This window comes from Streptomyces sp. bgisy130 (assembly GCF_057708345.1).
This window is the reverse complement of sequence record NZ_JBYISA010000014.1, coordinates 35,847-54,211: the sequence shown is the minus strand read 5'-3', so window position 1 is coordinate 54,211 and position 18,365 is coordinate 35,847. Positions and strand designations below refer to the sequence as shown.

Annotated in this window: 12 protein-coding genes; 9 read left to right on the top strand and 3 right to left on the bottom strand. The window is 68.9% G+C overall.

The window, feature by feature from the left end; genetic code table 11:
- Positions 1-207: 207 nt before the first annotated feature.
- The 5 genes from AC3EUV_RS19920 to AC3EUV_RS19900 all read left to right on the top strand — a co-directional run bounded on the left by AC3EUV_RS19920 (position 208) and on the right by AC3EUV_RS19900 (position 7,574).
- A complete protein-coding gene (locus AC3EUV_RS19920; RefSeq protein ID WP_488187980.1) occupies positions 208-1,377 on the top strand; it encodes a cytochrome P450 in 1,170 nt (389 codons plus the stop codon).
- A gap of 11 nt (positions 1,378-1,388) precedes the next feature.
- Positions 1,389-2,555 (top strand): cytochrome P450, encoded by a 1,167-nt coding sequence (locus tag AC3EUV_RS19915; protein ID WP_432142948.1) that lies wholly within the window; start codon positions 1,389-1,391, stop codon positions 2,553-2,555.
- A complete protein-coding gene (locus AC3EUV_RS19910) occupies positions 2,552-3,787 on the top strand; it encodes an MFS transporter (RefSeq protein ID WP_435603476.1) in 1,236 nt (411 codons plus the stop codon). The genes AC3EUV_RS19915 and AC3EUV_RS19910 overlap by 4 nt, the downstream gene beginning before the upstream one ends.
- Positions 3,780-5,639 (top strand): S9 family peptidase, encoded by a 1,860-nt coding sequence (locus AC3EUV_RS19905; RefSeq protein WP_435603475.1) that lies wholly within the window; start codon positions 3,780-3,782, stop codon positions 5,637-5,639. The genes AC3EUV_RS19910 and AC3EUV_RS19905 overlap by 8 nt, the downstream gene beginning before the upstream one ends.
- Positions 5,640-5,807: 168 nt before the next feature.
- Positions 5,808-7,574, top strand: coding sequence for an amino acid adenylation domain-containing protein (locus AC3EUV_RS19900; protein ID WP_435603474.1), 1,767 nt, complete (start codon positions 5,808-5,810; stop codon positions 7,572-7,574).
- A gap of 114 nt (positions 7,575-7,688) precedes the next feature.
- Here AC3EUV_RS19900 and AC3EUV_RS19895 read toward each other — a convergent pair whose 3' ends face one another.
- The 3 genes from AC3EUV_RS19895 to AC3EUV_RS19885 all read right to left on the bottom strand — a co-directional run bounded on the left by AC3EUV_RS19895 (position 7,689) and on the right by AC3EUV_RS19885 (position 12,597).
- Complete coding sequence (locus tag AC3EUV_RS19895; protein ID WP_435603473.1) at positions 7,689-10,151, bottom strand: alpha/beta fold hydrolase; 2,463 nt, start codon at positions 10,149-10,151, stop codon at positions 7,689-7,691.
- Between the two features lie 126 nt (positions 10,152-10,277).
- Entirely contained in the window at positions 10,278-11,303 is a 1,026-nt protein-coding gene (locus tag AC3EUV_RS19890; RefSeq protein WP_435603472.1) for a fatty acid desaturase family protein, read from the bottom strand.
- Between the two features lie 346 nt (positions 11,304-11,649).
- Positions 11,650-12,597 carry a fatty acid desaturase family protein gene (locus AC3EUV_RS19885; RefSeq protein WP_432142953.1) on the bottom strand — a complete coding sequence of 316 codons (948 nt, stop codon included), beginning with the start codon at positions 12,595-12,597 and terminating at the stop codon, positions 11,650-11,652.
- A 306-nt stretch (positions 12,598-12,903) separates the two neighbouring features.
- On the opposite strand from AC3EUV_RS19885, the gene AC3EUV_RS19880 reads away from it, so the two are divergent.
- The 4 genes from AC3EUV_RS19880 to AC3EUV_RS19865 all read left to right on the top strand — a co-directional run bounded on the left by AC3EUV_RS19880 (position 12,904) and on the right by AC3EUV_RS19865 (position 18,271).
- Complete coding sequence (locus AC3EUV_RS19880) at positions 12,904-14,403, top strand: AMP-binding protein (protein WP_435603471.1); 1,500 nt, start codon at positions 12,904-12,906, stop codon at positions 14,401-14,403.
- A gap of 178 nt (positions 14,404-14,581) precedes the next feature.
- A complete protein-coding gene (locus tag AC3EUV_RS19875) occupies positions 14,582-15,607 on the top strand; it encodes a TauD/TfdA family dioxygenase (protein WP_435603470.1) in 1,026 nt (341 codons plus the stop codon).
- Positions 15,608-15,671: 64 nt separating this feature from the next.
- On the top strand, positions 15,672-17,519 hold the full coding sequence (locus AC3EUV_RS19870) for a non-ribosomal peptide synthetase (RefSeq protein ID WP_435603469.1): 1,848 nt from the start codon (positions 15,672-15,674) through the stop codon (positions 17,517-17,519).
- A complete protein-coding gene (locus tag AC3EUV_RS19865) occupies positions 17,516-18,271 on the top strand; it encodes a thioesterase II family protein (protein WP_435603468.1) in 756 nt (251 codons plus the stop codon). The genes AC3EUV_RS19870 and AC3EUV_RS19865 overlap by 4 nt, the downstream gene beginning before the upstream one ends.
- The last annotated feature ends 94 nt before the right edge of the window (positions 18,272-18,365 follow it).

Below are 18,365 nucleotides of genomic sequence, written 5' to 3'. Positions count from 1 at the left end.
GTTGTCCTTGGGAACGGAAATTCTGATTCCCCTTCGCGGATTTCTGGATTCCGTTTCAATGGGCCGTTGCGCTACGGCAAGGGGGTGCCATTATGCGTTACGCGTACTGAGGTATATGAGGCGTCGGCCGGGGTCACTGGACCCCGGCCCGCGCGACTTTTGATGGTGCGTCGCCCTCGTGTTCCTCTCACTCGCCCAGGACGGAATGTGTCTGACTACGATCCGCTCGACGCGGCCACGGTGGCTGATCCGTATCCCGTCTATGAGCGGCTGCGGAAGAATTCACCGGTTTTTTGGAGTGAGCGTTTCGGCTCGTGGATCGTGACGCGCTACTTGGATTGTCACCGCGTGCTCAGCGAGGTGGACGTCTTCGCCAGCGACTGGCGCAGGGCCGGGCACGAGGCGCCACCCACCGCGGCCCTGAGCATGCAGGAGCTCGACCCGCCCGACCACACACCGGTCCGCCGGCTGTTCACCACCGCCCTCCGTGACCAGGATCTCGACGGGATAGCGGCCTTCGCGGTCCGGGACACGGCCGCCGTCTTCGAGCAGCTGGCCCACGCGCCCTCCTTTGACTTCACCGCCGAAGTGGCCCGTCCGGTGGCGCTCCAGGCGGTCTGCCGCCTGCTCGGCGTGGAGCCCCCGCCGGTCGCCGCGTTCGCCGAGCTGTCCGACGCGCTCGTCCGCGGCATGGACGCGGGCCTGCTGCCCGAGGTGCTGGAACCGGCGATGGCGGCCCGGGGCCGGATCAACGAGCTCATGAGCGAGTGGTTCACCGCCAGCCGGGGGCCGGGGCTCCTCACCCAGGTCCTCGATGGCGCGGCCGCCGCGGGCGTCACGGAAGACGCGGTGTGGAACAACGTCCGCGTGCTCTTCCTGGCCGGGTTCAGTACCACCGTCGGCGCGGCCGCCAACGTCGTGCTCGCCCTCCTCGGACATCCCGGCGCGCTGGAACGTCTGCGGGACCCGGCGCTGCTGGATTCCGGAGTGGAGGAACTCCTGCGGTACGACGGCCCGGTGCAGGGCACCACCCGCGCCTGCGTCGAGACCACCGAGTTCGACGGCGTCACCGTGGAGCGCGGCCAGCTGGTGCTGGCGCTCTTCGGCGCCGCCAACCGAGACCCCGAACGCTTCGCGTCCCCGGACGAGTTGCTGCTCGACCGGCACCCCAACCGGCATCTCTCCCTGGGCTGGGGTCCGCACGCCTGCTCGGGCGCCCTCCTCGCCCGGATCATCATCAGGGCCCTCGTCCAGCAACTGCTGGCCGCCCCCGCGCCCCCGCGACTCGCCGCCCCGCCCGTCAGGGTGCCGCGCGCCACCCTGCGCTACCCGGACCGGCTGCCCGTCACGTTCCAGAACGCTGAGCCCGAACGCTGAGAGTGAGAGCCATGACCACTGACGCCGCGGTCGAATACCACCCCCTCGACCCGCACACCCTGCTCGACCCCTATCCGGTGTACGCGTCCCTGCGGGCGACCGGCGCACCCGTGTGGAACGAGAAGCTCGACAGCTGGGTGCTCACCTCGTACCGGGACTGCCGCCAAGTCCTCCTGGATCACGAGAACTTCGCGGCGGACTGGAGGCGGGCGGGGGAGACCGTCCCCGACCCCGCGCTGGACGTCCACACCATCGACCCGCCCGACCACACCGCGATCTACGGAGTACTCGCCGACTCTCTGCGGGACATGGCCTCGGACGGCCTCGCCGCCCGCACCAGGGCACACATCGCGGCCGTGCTCGACGAGCGGCCGGCCGGGCCCTTCAACGCGATCACCGAATTCACCGAGCCGCTGGCACGCTGGTTCATTCCCGAGGCCATCGGCGTTCCGCCCTTCGATCTGACCACCGTGCGGCCGATGGCCGAGGCCATCACCCAGGCGATGGACTCCGGCCTCAACCCGGCAGCCAGGGAGCCGGGCGTCGCGGCACAGCGTCAACTGGCCGCCATGATCGAGGACTGGGTGACCGGGATGGACGCGGGCCACCCCATCCGCGTACTGGTGGCCGACGCCATGGCCGCCGGCGTCCCCCGCCATATCGCGATGAACTCACTGCGCACCCTGGTCGTCAACGGATTCACCGCCGTACCGGCCTCCCTCGGCAACGCGCTGAACGTGCTGACCAGGGATGCGAGCCTGCTCGCCGACCAGCTCGGCACTCCCGAGGCGATCGACCGGGCGCCTCATGAGTTCTTCCGGTACGAGGCGCCCATCCAGGGAACCACCCGACTGGCCGTCCGGGACCTCGAATTCAACGGAGTACAGGTGCGCCGCGGCCAGGGCATGCTGATGCTCTTCGCCGCCGCCAACCGCGACCCCGAGCAATTCGAGGCCCCCGATGCGGTACGGCTCAACCGGTGGCCGAATCACCACCTCACCTTCGGCTACGGCGCCCACGCCTGCACCGGATCGCTGCTCGCCCATTTGCTCCTGCGGGAGTTGCTGACCGTACTCGTGGAGCGCGGCATCATCCTCAAGCCGGCCGGGCCCGCCGTACACAAGAAGCTCGCCACCGTCCGCACCCTCGCTGAACTTCCCCTGGAATTCACTCAATGAGCAGGTACCGCACTGCGCTGGGAATACGCGAATTCCGGGCGATTTTCACGGCACATATCGTCTCCATGGTGGGCGCGGTCACCGCGAATTTCGCGCTGGCCCTGCTCGTCTACTCCCGCACCGGCTCGTCACTGCTGTCCGCATTGGTCTTCGCGCTGGTCCTCGCACCGCATCTGATCGCGGGCACCTTGCTGTCCGCGCTCATCGACCGGCTCCCCGCCCGGCGGCTGCTGGTCTGCTGCAATCTGCTCTCCGCCGGGCTCGTGCTCGTCATATCGCTGTCCGGCACCCCGGTGGCCGCCGTACTGGCGCTGGCGTTCGCCCTCGGACTGATCGAGCCGGTGTTCTCCGGCGCCCGCGCGGCCACCCTGCCCGACGTACTCCCTGGCGACGCCTACGTGCCGGGCCGCAGCCTCATGCGACTGGTCGCCCAGGGCGCACAGCTGGGCGGATTCGCGGTCGGCGGCCTGCTGATGGCGGCCTTCTCGCCGCAGGTGATGCTGCTCATCAACGCGGGCTGCTTCCTCTTCTCGGCCCTCGTACTGCGGCTGGGGACCAAGGAACGAAGGTTGCACCCCGACGGCGGGACCGCCGGGCGGACCTCCCTGCTGCGCGACTCCCTCAACGGGATCGGCGCGGTGATGCGGGTTCCGGCCGTACGCCGCATGCTGCTACTCGGCTGGGCGGTCCCCGCACTGGGAGTGATACCGGAAGCGCTGGCGGTGCCGTACACCGCCGGGCTCGGGGGAGGGGCCACCGCCGCGGGACTTCTGCTCACCGCGATCCCGCTGGGAACCGTGGCGGGCGAGGTCCTCACCAACTGGCTGGTCCCGAAGGAACGGCAGATCCGCATGATCGGGCCGGCCGCCCTGCTGGTGTTCGTGCCGATGATCCTCTTCGCGCTCCGCCCGGGCCTGGTGCCCGCGATCGCGGTGCTGTTCGTGTGCGGCCTGGGGTTCAGCACCCAGCTCGGCCAGGACCGGCTGCTGCTCCAGGTGGTGCCCGAAGAACTGCGGGCCAGGGCGCTCAGCCTCCAGACGGCCGGGCTCATGTTCTGGCAGGGGCTCGGCTTCGCCGCGGGTGGCGCGGTGGCTGAGCTGTTCAGTCCGAGCGCCGTGATCTGCGCGGGGGCGGTGGCCGGCCTGTGCGCCGTCGTCCTGCTGCTGCGTGGCGCGGTGTTCGACACCGAGAAATGGAGTCCCAGGAGTGCGGACGGAGTCGTCAGTGGCTGAGAAGTGCGGCGGGGCCGATGAGGAGCGATGGAAGGCACGCATCGGAGTCGCCCATGTGACGGTGCCCCGCTGGGCGCGCGACGCCCCCGACCGCTGTGTCTACCGGTCGAACGCCACCGGCACCTGGGAGTTGTACGAGTGGGACCGGACCGGTGACGCACGACGCCGGCTCACCGACCGCCCCCACGGCACCGCCCTGGGCTTCATCGACCCGGCCGGCGACTGGGTGTGGTGGTTCGCCGATACCGACGGAGACGAGCGTGGCGTCTGGATGCGCCGGCGGTTCGGCGGCGACCAGGAGGAACCCGCCGTGCCCGCTCTGGGCCCCGCGCACCAGGCCGGCCTGGCCCTCGGCGCGAATGGCCTCGCCGTCGTCGGCACCATTACGACCGGCGGCGGCACGATGACCGGCGGTACGACGATGACCGGCGGCACCACCGTCCACGTCTGCCGCCCGGGCACCGCACCCCGGACGCTCTACACCCACCCCTCGGACGCCCACGTGGGGGCCCTGTCCGCTGACGACACCCTCGTCGCGATCGGCCACAGCGAACACGGCGACAGCAGGCACAAGGCGGTGCGGGTACTGAGCCTGGACGGCCGGGTGGTCGCCGACCTGTGGGACGGTGAGGGGCGCGGCCTCGGCGGCATCTGGGACGGTCCGGGCAAGGGCCTCGGCGGTATGGCGTTCTCCCCGGTCCCCGGCGACAACAGGCTGCTCATCGAGCACGAGCGCCACAGCCGGCCCGAGCCCCTGATCCTGGACGTCACCACCGGCGAACAGCACGAGATCGCCCTCGACCTGCCCGGCGAGGTCAGCGCGGCCTGGTACCAGGACGGCTCGGCGCTGCTGATCTGGCACACCCATCACGCCCGTGACGAGCTCTACCGGCTGGACCTCGGCGCCGCGGACGCCGGCGCACTGATCCGCCTGGAAACCCCCAAGGGCGTCATCAGGGGCGCCGGGACACGTCCGGACGGCACCGTGGAGTTCGTCTGGTCGAGCGCCGCACACCCGCCGGTCGTCAGGTCCACCTCGGGCGGGACCGTGCTGGCCCCACCGGGACCGACGGCCCCGCCCTCCGTCCCGGTCACCGACGCCTGGGTGGACGGCCCCGGGGGCCGCATCCACGCGCTGGTCTCCCGGCCCCCGGGGGCCGACGGCCCGCTCCCGTGTGTCTTCGAGGTACACGGCGGTCCGATCGGTTACGACGACGACGCCTTCGACCCCGTGGTCGCCGCCTGGGTCGACCACGGCTTCGCCGTCGTCCAGGTCAACTACCGGGGCTCCACCGGCTACGGCTCCCGATGGCGGGACGCGATCGAGGGACGCCCCGGCCTCACCGAGCTGGAGGACATCGAGGCCGTCCGCGAATGGGCCGTCACCAGTGGCCTCGCCAACCCCAAGCGCCTTGTCCTGTCCGGCCGTTCATGGGGCGGCTACCTCACCCTGCTGGGCCTCGGCACCCGCCCGGAGAACTGGGCCGTCGGCATCAGCACCATGCCCGTCGCGGACTACTTCGCCGCCTACGAGGACGAGATGGAGGCGCTGCGCGCGTACGACCGCTCACTCTTCGGCGGCTCTCCCGACGAAGTCCCCGAGCGGTACCGGGCATCCTCCCCCCTCACCTACGCGGACCGGGTCACCGCACCGGTCCTGGTGATCGCGGGCGAGAACGACCCCCGCTGCCCGATCCGCCAGATCGACAACTACGTCAACCGCCTCGCCGCACTGGGCACACCACACGAGGTATACCGCTACGACGCGGGACACGGCTCACTCGTCGCCGACGAACGCATCAAGCAGATCGGGGCAACGATCGCCTTCGCCTGCGCCCATCTACCCTCCTGATAGCGCCAGGTGGAGCGGACAGGCAGACGGCGCGCCCCGGCAGCCGGACCACCGGCCGATGGCCGGACCGCTCGCGGCGGGGTGCCCGATCACCGTAGCCTGGCTGGCGTTTGCGTTCCTCGTCGACCTCGCGGTGGCCCGGCGCGACCGCCACAGAAGGAGTCCGCAGTGACCCCCGATGAGTCCGATCGCCTCGCCGCCCTGTTCCTGAAGTCCGCACAGGCAACACCGGACCGGGTCGCGGTCCGGGACAGCGGCGGTGCGTGGACCTACGACGAGGTCGCCGCTGCCGCCTCGGACCTGGCCGAACGGCTCACCGCCGCCGGGGTGGCGCCCGGTGACCGGGTCGGGGTCATGGCAGCGCGCCGGGCCGGCGGCCCGGTGGCGATCCTGGCCGTCCTGTGGAGCGGGGCCGCGTACGTGCCGATCACCCCGGGCTGGCCGGCCGCGCGGCGCGCCGCGGTACTGGAGGGTGCACAGGCCCGGCTGGTGCTGGCGGTCGACGCCGAGCAGGACACGCCGGAGGGTGTCCGGCGCATGGACCTGACGACGCCGGAGCTGCTTCAGGCCCGGAGCGCAGCACCGTCCTCCCCGCGCCCCCGCCCGCACCCGGGCGCCGCCTACGTCATCTTCACCTCCGGATCGACCGGTGCGCCCAAGGGCGTTGAGGTCCGGTCCGCCGGCGCGGCCGGCCTGGTCGCATCGGTGGTGTCGCTGACCGGAATGGGCCCGGACTCCGTGTTCGTCGCCCTGTCCGATTTCGCCTTCGACATCTCGGTGTTCGAGATCTTCGCCCCGTGGTCGGTCGGGGGAGAACTGGTCATCGCCGCCGAACTACAGATCCTGGCGAACCAGCTGGGACCGCTGTTGGAAGCGCCGGGCCGGCGACCCTTCCTCCAGACCACGCCGACGGTCCTGGAACGTCTGCTCCAGGCCGGGCTGGAGCTGCCGTCGGACACCGTCCTGCTGCTCGCCGGCGAGCGCCTGCGGAGATCGCTGGTGGCCCAGGTCGCGCACGTCGAGCAGGTGTGGAACCTGTACGGCCCCACCGAAGCCACGATCTACGCGACCGCCCACGCCTGCCTTCCGCCGGCCCCCGACGACGCGGAGCCGGACCTGCCGATCGGGACCCCGGTCAACGGCGCGGTGGCGGAGATCCGGCCGCTGTCGGACGGCTCGTCGGACGGCTCTTCGGGCAGCTCCGAGGAGGTCGGTGAACTCCTCATCGGCGGACCTGGCGTCGCCCTGGGCTACTGCGGCCGGCCGGACCTGACCGCGGAGCGTTTCCTCGACGGCGGAGCGCGGTACGCCACCGGCGACGTGGTCCGGCGCCGCGCCGACGGCCTGCTGGTGCACGCCGGGCGGCTGGACCGCCAGGTGAAGATCCGCGGCAACCGGGTGGAACTGGACGAGGTGGAGGGTGCGCTCGCCGACCTGGCCGGTCACGGCCGGGTCGCGGTCCGGATGGACGTGCACGGCGTGGTGGGCCCGCACCTCGCGGCGTTCGTCGCCGATCCCCACTGCGACGTCCTGGAACTGCGTCGGCGGCTGGCCGACCGGCTCCCCGCCTACATGGTGCCCACCCGGATCTATCAGGTACCGGAGATCCCGACGACCAGCAGCGGGAAGACCGACCACAGCTCCTTGCGGGCCCCGGAGGAGAGCGGAGCCTGGGACGACGCGGTGTTCGCGACGCTCTCGAAACTGTGGGAGCGCCATCTGGGCACGCCGGCGGCGCCCGACGGCAACTTCTACGTGCTCGGCGGCCACGAGTCCACCGCCTCGCAGATCGCGACCGGACTGGCAGCTGCTCATGACATCGAGGTCGACATCACGGTGATCCTGCGGAACCCGGCGCTGTCCGACCTCGCCGCCGCGGTGACCGAGCTGGTGCGAACGCAGGCGATGGTTCGAACGCCGACGACGCATGACTGAGGGCTGTCCCCGCAGACGACGCCTGGGCCTCCCAACTCCCGCCGGAGGCCCAGGCGTTACCTGAGGCTGCGGCCTGGCCAGGACATCACACCTCGTCCTCGTGTGGACCCGCCGTCACCCCGTTGCCTTCATGGTTTCGGCGATGACCGGACCCGTCTGTCGCACCACCGAGGCCGTCATGACGTCCTCATGCGTGCACACCAGTTGGTGGGTCTCGACGCCCCGGCCGGCGAGATCGGCCCAGCCGACCCCGACCTGGTCGCGTTCCGGGCGGGTCTCCTCGGTCTCGAAACTCACCGCCCGTCCGCCGAACTCCCGTGAGTCGTGGTCCCACAAGAGGTGCAGGAAGTGGGTCGCGACCTCCGACAGTTCGCGGAACACCGACTCCGTCAGTTCGCCGGACGCACCGCCGCCCGAGCCATGAATCGACTCCACGATGGCCTCGAGTGTTTCCTCGGACAGGTCCCCGCTGTCCGCCGACGCCCTGCGAACCGCTGGTACGGCGTCCAGTAGCACCAGGTTGCGGACCTCGCTCCCGGAAGCCTCCGACAGCACGGCGATCTCCTGCGCGACGACGCCGCCGAACGACCACCCCATGAGCGAGTAGGGGCGGCCCTCCGGACACACTCCCCGGATCAGTTCGAGATACGTCTCGGCCAGCTCGCGGACCGACTTCGGCCGGTCGGCGTCCCCGGCGAACGTGGTGGCCTGCAAGCCGTATACCGGGTGTCCCTTCGGTATGTACGGCAGGAATCTCGCATAGGACCAGCTCAGCCCTCCGATGGGCGGCAGAAAGAAGACCGGGGCGCGGGCCCCTTCCGCTCTCAGCGGCAGGAGAGCCGCCAGTGAATCGGTCGTTCCGTCCTCCAGCTGTGGGGCCAGACCCGCCACCGTCGGAGACTCGAACAACAAATGAATGGCCAGTTCCACCCCCAGAACCGCCCGGACCCGCGACGCCAGGCGTCCGGCCAGCAGTGAGTGTCCGCCCAGATCAAAGAACCCGTCATCGATCCCGACGGCCTCAAGTCCCAGCACCTCGGCGAACAACCCGCACAGGACCTCCTCTCGGGCATTGCGCGGCGACCGCCCCGAGCCCGGCCGGCCAAGCCCCTGCCCCGGCAGGGCCGGCCGGTCGGGCATCACCCGCACTTCGATGAGGTCGTCGGTACGGCCAGGAGACTCCTGCCCGCCCGGCCCGTTCGACTCGGCGCCACCCGGCGGCAGCAACTCGCCCAGCTCCACATCCGGATCCGCGACGACCAGGGCCAGAACCGTCGCGAAGTCCTCCGCGAGCGACTCGATCGTCAACCGGTCGAAGAGCGTGGTGCGGAAACTGATCTCCCCTTCGAAACCGCCGCCGACCGAAACCATCGAGACCATCAAGTCGAATTTGGCCGTGGTCCCCACGGTTTCCACGGACCCGACTTCGAGACCGGGCCACTCGTCCTGATCCGAGGAGCCGTATTCCCAGGTGAAAACGGTCTCGAACAGTCCCGACCGGGCCCCGTCACGTCCACCGAGGTGTGCCATCAGCTGCGCGAAGGGGTATTCCTGGTTCTCGTACGCGTCCAGCAACACGTCCTGTACCCGCCGCAACAGGTCCCGGAAAGTGCGGTCTCCCGCTGAATCGACCCGCAGCGCCACCATGTTCACGAAATAACCGACGGCATCCCGCAGCGGCAGTTCGCGGCGGTTTGCCATCGGACTGCCCACGACGACATCCTGCTGCCCCGTCGCCCGGGCAAGCACCAAGTGGTGAACTGCGAGCAGGAACATGAACGGGGTGACCCGCTCCTTGACCAACAGGCCGTCCAGGCCGGCGGTCACCTCCTCGGCCACCGTGAACCGGACCGCGTCGCCGGCACTCGACGGAACCGCCGAACGGGGCCGGTCGGTCGGCAGATTCAGCGGCTCGGCCCCGTCCAGGGTTCGGCGCCAGAACTCCAGCTGCTCCTGGCACTCGGCGCTCTCCAACCACTCCCGCTCGGATACCGCAAAGTCCGCATACTGAGCCACCGACGGCTCCACCTCCGCCGCACGGTCGCCCACCGCCGCCGCGTAGAACTCCCGCAGCTCATCCATCAGGACATCGAGGGAAGAGCCATCGAAGACCGCATGGTGCACCGCGAGTGCCAGCACATGATCACGCTGCGCCAACCTCAGCAGACCGGCCCTGAACAACGGTCCCGTCGCGAGGTCAAATCCGCGGTCCTCCTCTTCGGCCAACCACTGTTGCACCGCGTCGTCCCCTGCCGGCGCCTCTTCGACGGTCAATTGCACGAGCAGTTCATCGGCAATCCGCTGTAGTGGCTTTCCGTCCGGCGACTCCACGAAGGTCGTGCGCAATGCCCCATGGCGAGCCACGACCTGATGTATCGCCGACTCCAGCGCGGGCACCACCAGATCTCCGCGGAGGCGGTAGGCGAACACCATCGAATACTGCGTCGACCCGCCGTCCAGCCGATCGACGAACCACAGCCCCTCCTGCCCGACCGACGTCGGCACCAGTCCCGTCGCCACGACCGGCTCCGCCGAGGGCTGCTTCCGGGCATCGTCGAAGTCAGTACCAGGAGTCATCGAGTTACCCTGCATTCGTCAGTAGTCGTACGTCGTACAAGGAACCGGCTGAATTCACCGCCGCCATCAACTCTCGTGTCTGAAGCACCGGAAGAAGTCGGCGGAAAAGGCCGACATGCCGCAGGTTCACGGCTTGGACGCCGGGGCCGTCGCGACCGCTCCCTGCACCCCGTCGGCAGCGGCAGGCAGAGACCGGTAGAGCCTTCCCATCCCGCCGAGCATGCCGTCGAGGCGGGGGAGCGCCGCGTACACCGGGTCGCGTCGCAGGATCGCGTCGACCTCGCGCAGCCGCCACATCGGTGTCCGCGGGAACAGGTGGTGCACCAGATGGAACCCCTCACCGTCCGCCTCCCCGAGCAGGAAGCGGGTCCCCAGGCCGTACACCCGGTTCCAGGACATATAGATGTCCATGCGGGGCGCGGTCTCGATCAGCGGGAAGTGTTCCATCAGCTCAGCTACGGCGCCGATCCAGACCTGCGTGGTGACCAGCGGCACGAACCAGAGCAGCACAAGCCAGGTCCACCAGCCGCCGAGCACCGCCCATGCCAGCACCATGGCGAGGAGGGCGACCCGCAGCCACCGCTCCGCCGGTCGCTCACCCTTGGCCACGATCCGGTGCCGCAGCAGGTAGAGGACGTACGAGGCGGTGGCGCGTGGGCTGACGGCCGTCAGAAAGTACCGGCGCAGCGCCGCCCGGCCGAGGTTGTCGCCGCACAGCCCGTTGTCCTGGTACTGCCGGTAGTCGGGATCGCGCTCCGGATCGCCCAGCCGGCCGTGGTGCTCGCCGAGATGTGAGGCCCGGTAGCCGGTGAAGCTCTGAAGCACCGGGTATCCGCCGAGCACCGCCCCGATGATGTTGCCGGTGCGGTGGTGCGCCATGAACGCGCGGTGGGTGGCCATGTGCAGCACCCCGGCAATGGCCCGCTGGCGCCCGCCGATGAAGAAGGCCGCGACAATGTAGACCGGGATCGCGGCCCAGAGCGGGGCATGCTGGAACGTGAGCACCGACGCCGCGCACCATGCCGCGATCCAGAGCCAGTGTGCGCACACTTCGAGCGGTCCGTGCCAGTTGTCGGGACGCGATGCGGCACGGACCGCCGCGAGGATGTCCGGTGAGAACCGGTACCGATCGATGCGATCAGTGCTGGACACAGTCATATCCCCCTCCACTGCGAAAACCTGGACGCGGAGCCTGGCAGCAGCACGACGCCATGGCTCAGGTCTCGGCGATGCGCTTGCTGTCCCACCGGAGATGGGCAGTCGCTCCACAATGCCGGCGGCCGGCCCCGCTTCGTGCTCCAGTGGAAAGAAAGGGGCGTTGTCGAAGCGCCGGCGGTTTGGGTAGGAGGCAATAGCGTTGAGCCCGGGAGGGCTGGAGCCTCCGACCTCTTTCCTCATCAAGGATAACTGGCAGCATTCTGCACTGAGTTGTAAACTGTCAAGAGGAACTGGCCTGTTCCCGATGCCCTTTCGAAGGTCACTGACTCTGCGCCGGGCATCACGGCCTGCGCTCCGGTCCGGCTTCGTGCAGCAGGGGCCGGCGCCGGTCGAGGAACCCGACGATGGCAGGTACCGGGCTGACGATACGGGGCTGCGCTTCGAGCCTCGCCCGCTGGCGTTCTTTGACCTCTGGCATCTGAGACCAGTGGGTGCCGGGGCTGAGATGGTGCTCTTGGTGATAACCGTCGTTGAACGTAAGGAAGTTGTACACGCGGTTGTAGTGGCTCACCGAGTCCGTCGCGCGATCCTCCGGGTTGGCGCCGTAGTGCCGAAAGTAGTTCTGCACGTTGACAAGAGACAGCGCAATGAAGAACGCGGGGAGGTAGCAGAAGACCGTCCACTGCCAGGAAAGCGCGGCGAACGCGACCAGGGAAAGGCAGTGCGCGGCGCGGTCGGCTTGAATCTGACGGAGTTCGCGGACCCTCCGTTTCTCTCTGCGTGATGCCAGGGACAGCAGCCCCTCCTCGCCTCGCCCGACCTTCCAGAGGCGCACGGTCGAAGCCATATCCGTGATGCGGCCGACGAGGGAGTCCACGGCGCCGCCGAGGACATAGGACAGCAGCGGCTCGTGCTGCCCGTTCTTCCCCTTGCGGTACGTGGACGAGGTGTCGCGGGTGGTGCCGTCAGGGCCTACCCGGTCGTTGTTGAAGCGGTGGTGATTCCGCACGTGGGTCAGCTGGTACGCCTGGACCGACTGGCCGATGTTGACGGAGTTGACCACTGAGACCACGGCGTTCAGACGGTTGCTTGCGAACCACGGCACATGGGTGAAGAGATGGGAGATGACGATGATGTTGTACGTCGTCATCAGGGTGAGCAGCGCCCCTCCCGCGATCCTGGTCGGCAGTGCGGCCGTGTCCCAGGTGGTCGCCAGTAGCGGGGTCACGGCGAACTGCGTCAGGCTCGCTCCCACCAGGAGCGCGTCTTTGGGGGTGTTCTTCCACATCTTCACCAATTGTCCATCTTTCTGGAGAGAAGATCGACTAAAACCGCGCAGATGGATCTACCCCTGGAGCTGCTGATCCGAACGCACCATAGGCGCGAACACCCCCTGGGGCGAAGGGATTTGCCGAGGACCGGGTCGTCGACCGCGCTGCGGGAAGATCGGTTCGGCCGTCGCACTCGTCGACTCTCCGGGGTAGTGCGCCCGCAATGTCGATCTGTATTCTCGGCACCTGGTGCACCTGCCTGTTCGTCATCTGCTCGCCGCTTGGGACGATGCGGGATCTGCCCGCGGAAGAAGGGTGATCCCGTGTCCGTGAAGACCCTGCACTCGTGGTTCACCGACAGCGTCCGCCGAGATCCTGACCAGGCCGCGCTGGTGGTCGCGGGACAGCGGCTGAGTTACGCCGAACTGGACGCCGTATCCAAGGAGTTAGCCGCCCGCGTGACGGCGGCGACCGGGCCGCGGCCGGGGCGGGTCGGGCTGCTCGCCGCGGGCAGTGTGGCCGCCTACGCCGGCTACCTCGGCGTGCTGCGCGGCGGCGGCACCGTGGTCCCGCTGAGCGAGGACTATCCGGCCGGCCGGAACCGGCAGATCCTCGAACTCGCCGCGCTCGACGCCGTGTTGGCAGACGAAGGCCAGGACACCTCACTCGCGGACGGCACCGGCGTGCCGGTGATCACGATCGGCGCGGACGAGGTGAAGCGTGCCCTGCACGCCCCGCCCGCCGCTCGGGCCGACGACGCCCTGGACCCGGAGCGGATCGCGTACATCCTCTTCACCTCGGGGTCCACCGGTGTTCCGAAGGGCGTGCCGATCCGGCACCGGAACCTGGACGCCTTCCTGAGCCACCAACTGGCCCGGTACCGGGTCGGGCCCGGCAGCCGGATGTCCCAGACCTTCGGCCTGACCTTCGACCCGTCCGTCTTCGACATGTTCGTCGCCTGGGGCGGCGGAGCGACGCTCGTGGTGCCCACGCGCAGCGAACTGGTCGACCCGGTCGGCTTTGTGAACGACCACGCACTCACCCACTGGTACTCCGTGCCCTCGATCGTCTCCATGGTGCGCACCGCCGGCGCTCTCGCCCCCGGCAGCCTGCCCACGCTGCGACACAGCCTGTTCGCCGGCGAGCAGCTGACGCTGGAACAGGCGGAGGCATGGTCCGCCGCCGCGCCGGGGAGCACGGTGGAGAACCTGTACGGGCCCACCGAACTCTGCGTCACCGTGACCGCCTACCGGCTCCCCGCCGACCGCTCCGCGTGGCCGCAGACCTCCAACGGCACGGTCCCGATCGGCCGCGTCTACCCGCACCTCGACCACCGGATCGACGAGCGGACCGGCGAGCTCCAGATCCGCGGGCCGCAGCGGTTCGGCGGCTACCTCGATCCGGCGGACAACCAGGGACGCTTCTGCGAACCCGGGCAGCACTCCGGACCGGCTCCCAGCGCGGGGGCCTGGTACCGGACCGGCGACCGAGTGGCGCTCGAGGACGGTGACCTCGTGCACCTCGGCCGACTCGATCAGCAAGTGAAGATCATGGGCCGGAGGCTCGAGCTGGGGGATGTGGAATCCGCGGTCCGGCAATGGGGCGGTGTCGACGACGTGGTGGTCATCGCCGCCCCGGGGCCACGCGGCGAACACCGGCTCACCGCGGTCTACAGCGGCACCCAGGCCGCGCCCGCCGATCTCCGCAGCAGGCTGCGTCCCCATCTGCCCCCGCACATGCTCCCGGCGCGCTTCGTGCATCTGGACGCCCTGCCACTCAATGCGAACGGCAAGGTGGACCGCCAGGCGTGCGGCCTGCTCTGACCACCTGATCGAACCGACCGCCCGCCCGAGACCGGTGGCCGAGTCGCCGTCGACTGCCGGTCAGCAGCCGCCGACGAGAACCCGGCCACGTACGAAGGGAACCTGCCGAGCGGACCGATCACCCTGCCACTGAGCCGGCACCAGCACGGCCTCGGATGCGGATTGGGAAGGAATGGCAATGAGGACACACGCGGACGGACCCCGCGGCGAGCTCGTCTGGCACGTAGCTCCGGGCAAGCCGGCCACCACCCAGGTCGACGGTCTGCACGACATCGATGAAGCCTGCCGTCAGCTGACCGAGCGTCGACCGCAAATCATCGAGGCCCTCCACGAACACGGCGCCCTGTATATCCGAGGCTTCCCCGTGACGGGTGTGGGCGACTTCGCCAAAGTGCGCGATGTGCTCATCCCGAGCCGCACTCCGTACCGGGAAAAGGCAACACCGCGCAGCGACTACGGGGACGGCGTCTTCTCCTCCACAGATCTTCCGCCGTCGCAATCCATCAGCATGCACAACGAGAACAGCTACACGCTGCACTTTCCGGGACTGCTGCTGTTCGCCTGTCTCGTTGCGCCACCGGCCGGTGGGGCAACTCCGGTCGCTGACTGCCGGAAGGTGCTGAGCGCCCTTCCCGCGCCTCTCGTGGCCAAAATGCGGTCCGTCGGCTGGCAGCTGAAGAGGTCGTACTCCGACCACATTTCCACCGACTGGCGCACCGCCTTCGCGTCGGAGAACACGGAGGACGTGGAGCGGTATTGCGACGAAAACCTCATCGCCTATGAGTGGCAGCAGGACGGAAATCTCCGTACCAGCCAACTGCGCCCCGGCGTCATCCAGCATCCCTCCACGGGCGCCGAGGTCTGGTTCAATCACCTGGCCTTCTGGAATGAATGGTCACTGGACGACGAGCTCCGGGAAGCGCTGCTGGACGAGTTCGGGGCGGACGGGCTGCCTTTCAACTCGGCCTTCGGGGATGGCGAACCACTGACGAAGGAGGACCTTCGTACCATCCAGGCGGCCTACGAATCGGCTACCGTGCGCGAGCCCTGGCAGGTGGGTGACCTGCTGCTGGTCGACAACATCTTGACCGCCCACGGACGTGACCCTTTCCGAGGAGACCGGAAGATCGTCGTGGCCATGGGGAACCCCGTAGACATCAATGATTGCCGGCCAAGTACCCAACCTGCCGCGAAGTTCGCCTAGGCGGACAGGGAAGACGGAAGACAGACGGTTGTGTCCCACCCCGCAGACGGAAGGAGCCCGTTCCATGGTCGCTGCGATGAGTCCGCCGCTCGATCCGCTGAGCCGTTTCCTGGAAGCAGGTCGTGCACACCCCGATCGGATCGCCGTACGGGGAAGCGATGAAGAATTTACCTTCGGTGAACTGGACCGCCGTACGGCCCGACTGGCCCATTGGCTTTCCTCACGGGGCATCGGTCCCGGTGACCGGGTCGGTGTGCAGCTCAAGCGCGGCGCCGGACTCATCACCGCTTTCCTGGGAGTGTGGCGCGCGGGGGCGGCATACGTTCCACTGGATCCCGGATATCCGTCCCAGCGGCTTGCCTTCATGGTCGACGACTCAGGTGTCAGGATCCTGCTGACCGAGAGCGATGCCGAGTTCGTGCCCGCCGGGGTGGAGGCGGTTATCCCTGCGCAGCTGGTGGACTCGCCCGCCGACTCACACGCCGACTCGACCACCGCGCAGGACGAGGTGCCGGGAGGCACTGCTGCCTACCTCATCTACACCTCCGGCTCGACCGGCGTCCCCAAGGGCGTCGTAGCGACCCGGGAGGGTGTCGCCCAGCTCATCTCCTCGCTTGAGCAGGCAGGTATCTACGAGGACGAGCGGACGGTGGTGGCCTGGAACGCCAGCGCCTCCTTCGACGCGTCCGTCCAGCAGTGGGTACGCGTCTGCCGCGGTGACACCGTGGTCGTCCTGGACGACGAACAGCGCCGTGATCCGGACCGGCTCGCCACGGTCCTTGAGGAGCACCGGGTGTCGGTGCTGGATGCGACCCCCTCGCACTGGGAGATGCTGCGCGGCCGTCTGCTGTCGCCTCGTCCCGACGGGCGCCGGCTCAGGCTGCTTCTCGGCGGCGAACCGGTGCCAGAGCGTACGTGGCGGGAACTGTCCGAGGCGGCAGCCGGGAACGGCCCGCAGGCCGTCAATCTCTACGGACCGACGGAATGCACCGTGGACTCGACCGCCGGGTGGATCACCGGTGACAGCCCACACTTGGGAACGGCACTGCCGGGGACCGAACTGCACATTCTCGACGACGCGTTGCGGCCGGCCCCGCAAGGAACCGTGGGAGAGCTGTTCATCGCCGGCCCCGGACTGGCGCACGGGTATGTGAACCAGCCGTCCCTGACGGCGTCGTGTTTCGTTCCCAACCCGTTCGGCGCACCCGGCACCCGTATGTATCGCACGGGCGACCTGGCGCGATGGGGATCCGGCGGCGTGCTGGAGTTCGCCGGCCGAGCCGACCGGCAGATCAAACTCCGGGGCTTCCGCGTCGAACTCGGGGAGATCGAGGCGGTGTTGAGCACTCACCCTGGGGTGGATCGCGCAGTAGTGGTCAGCCAAGAGGGCGACTCCAGCCGGCACGTTGTCGCCTACTACCTCCCGGCCGGAGCAGACGCCCCGTCCCCCGAGCGGCTCAGGAAGCATGCCGCGCAGACGCTGCCGGACTACATGGTTCCGTCCCTGTGCGTGGAGTTGGCGACGCTTCCGCTCACACCCAACGGCAAGCTCGACATCGAAGCACTGCCGAAGCCGCTGAACGTGGTGAGCCATCAGGAGATCTCCGGCCCCGCGCCGGAGGGCGAGCTGGAAGAGCTCATCGCTCAGGTGTTCTCAGAAGTCCTCGGCCGGGACGGGATCGGCGCGGACGACGACTTCTTCGCCCTCGGCGGGCACTCGCACATGGCCTTGCGCGTCATCGCTCGTTTGAAGAAGCAGCTGCGACTGGTGGTGTCGGTCAAGGTGGTGTACCAGCACCCGCGGGTCCGGGACCTTGCCCAGTACGTCGAGGGGCTGACCGAAGCCGCGGCACAGTCGCCCGAGCACAGCCGAGAACCCGACGGATCTACAGATGAGGGAGTGCGGGCATGAAGGACACGACGGTAGTGCGCCCGCGGCGGGATCCGAGTGCCACCAAGCGCTTCATTTGCCTGGGGTTCTGTGGCGGAGGCGCCGGCTCTTATGTGAAGTGGGCCGACGCCATGCCGCCGGGCGTGGAATTTGCCGCCATTTGCTACCCCGGTCGCGAAGGCCGTTTCGTCGAGGACTTCGCCGGCGACTGGGATGAGCTGGTCGACGATGCGCTCGACGCGGTGGTCTCCGCGGCCGGCCTTCCGTACGTACTGTTCGGCCACAGTATGGGGGGCTGGGTGGCCTTCGACGTCGCGGCACAGATCGAGGAGCACGGTGGCCCCGCTCCCGAGGCCCTGGTGGTGTCGTCGGCGAACGCTCCGAGCCGTGGTCTGACAGTGGCGGACATGTTCCCGTCACAGCAGGACAGCGACGAGCAACTCATCGCCTGGGTAAAGAAATTCGGACTGATGCCGGAGCACCTGCTCAACAGCCCCGATCTCCAGGAGATGGCAGTGGAGCTCATGCGCGCCGACATCCGGGTTCGCGACTCCTTCCATTACCGGGAAGGTGCCGCGGTGAGCGCGTCTGTGCAGTTACTCACCGGTGACGGCGATGAGGTCATCGATGCCCATTCCAAGGAGCAATGGCGCAAGCTGGCGCGCGGCGCATTCCAGCACACCGCTCTTCCGGGAGGGCACTTCTACACTCCGGAAATCTGGAACACCCTGCCCTCACACATCACCTCGATCAATGAGCGGACCGCATTGTGATCGGTGTGGGGCAGTGAAGCGATGTACGACGGCCGCGCCGGGCGGTCAACGACGCTTCGGGGGGACGGCCGCGGCCAACGGGGTGGTGGGCCGG

What these genes read in the sequence shown, in the direction of transcription:
- AC3EUV_RS19915 (WP_432142948.1), top strand. Translation starts at nt 1,389, where the DNA reads ATGACCACTGACGCCGCGGTCGAATACCACCCCCTCGACCCGCACACC.
- AC3EUV_RS19910 (WP_435603476.1), top strand. Translation starts at nt 2,552, where the DNA reads ATGAGCAGGTACCGCACTGCGCTGGGAATACGCGAATTCCGGGCGATT.
- AC3EUV_RS19895 (WP_435603473.1), bottom strand. Translation starts at nt 10,151, where the DNA reads ATGACTCCTGGTACTGACTTCGACGATGCCCGGAAGCAGCCCTCGGCG.
- AC3EUV_RS19885 (WP_432142953.1), bottom strand. Translation starts at nt 12,597, where the DNA reads ATGTGGAAGAACACCCCCAAAGACGCGCTCCTGGTGGGAGCGAGCCTG.
- AC3EUV_RS19875 (WP_435603470.1), top strand. Translation starts at nt 14,582, where the DNA reads ATGAGGACACACGCGGACGGACCCCGCGGCGAGCTCGTCTGGCACGTA.
- AC3EUV_RS19870 (WP_435603469.1), top strand. Translation starts at nt 15,672, where the DNA reads ATGGTCGCTGCGATGAGTCCGCCGCTCGATCCGCTGAGCCGTTTCCTG.
- AC3EUV_RS19865 (WP_435603468.1), top strand. Translation starts at nt 17,516, where the DNA reads ATGAAGGACACGACGGTAGTGCGCCCGCGGCGGGATCCGAGTGCCACC.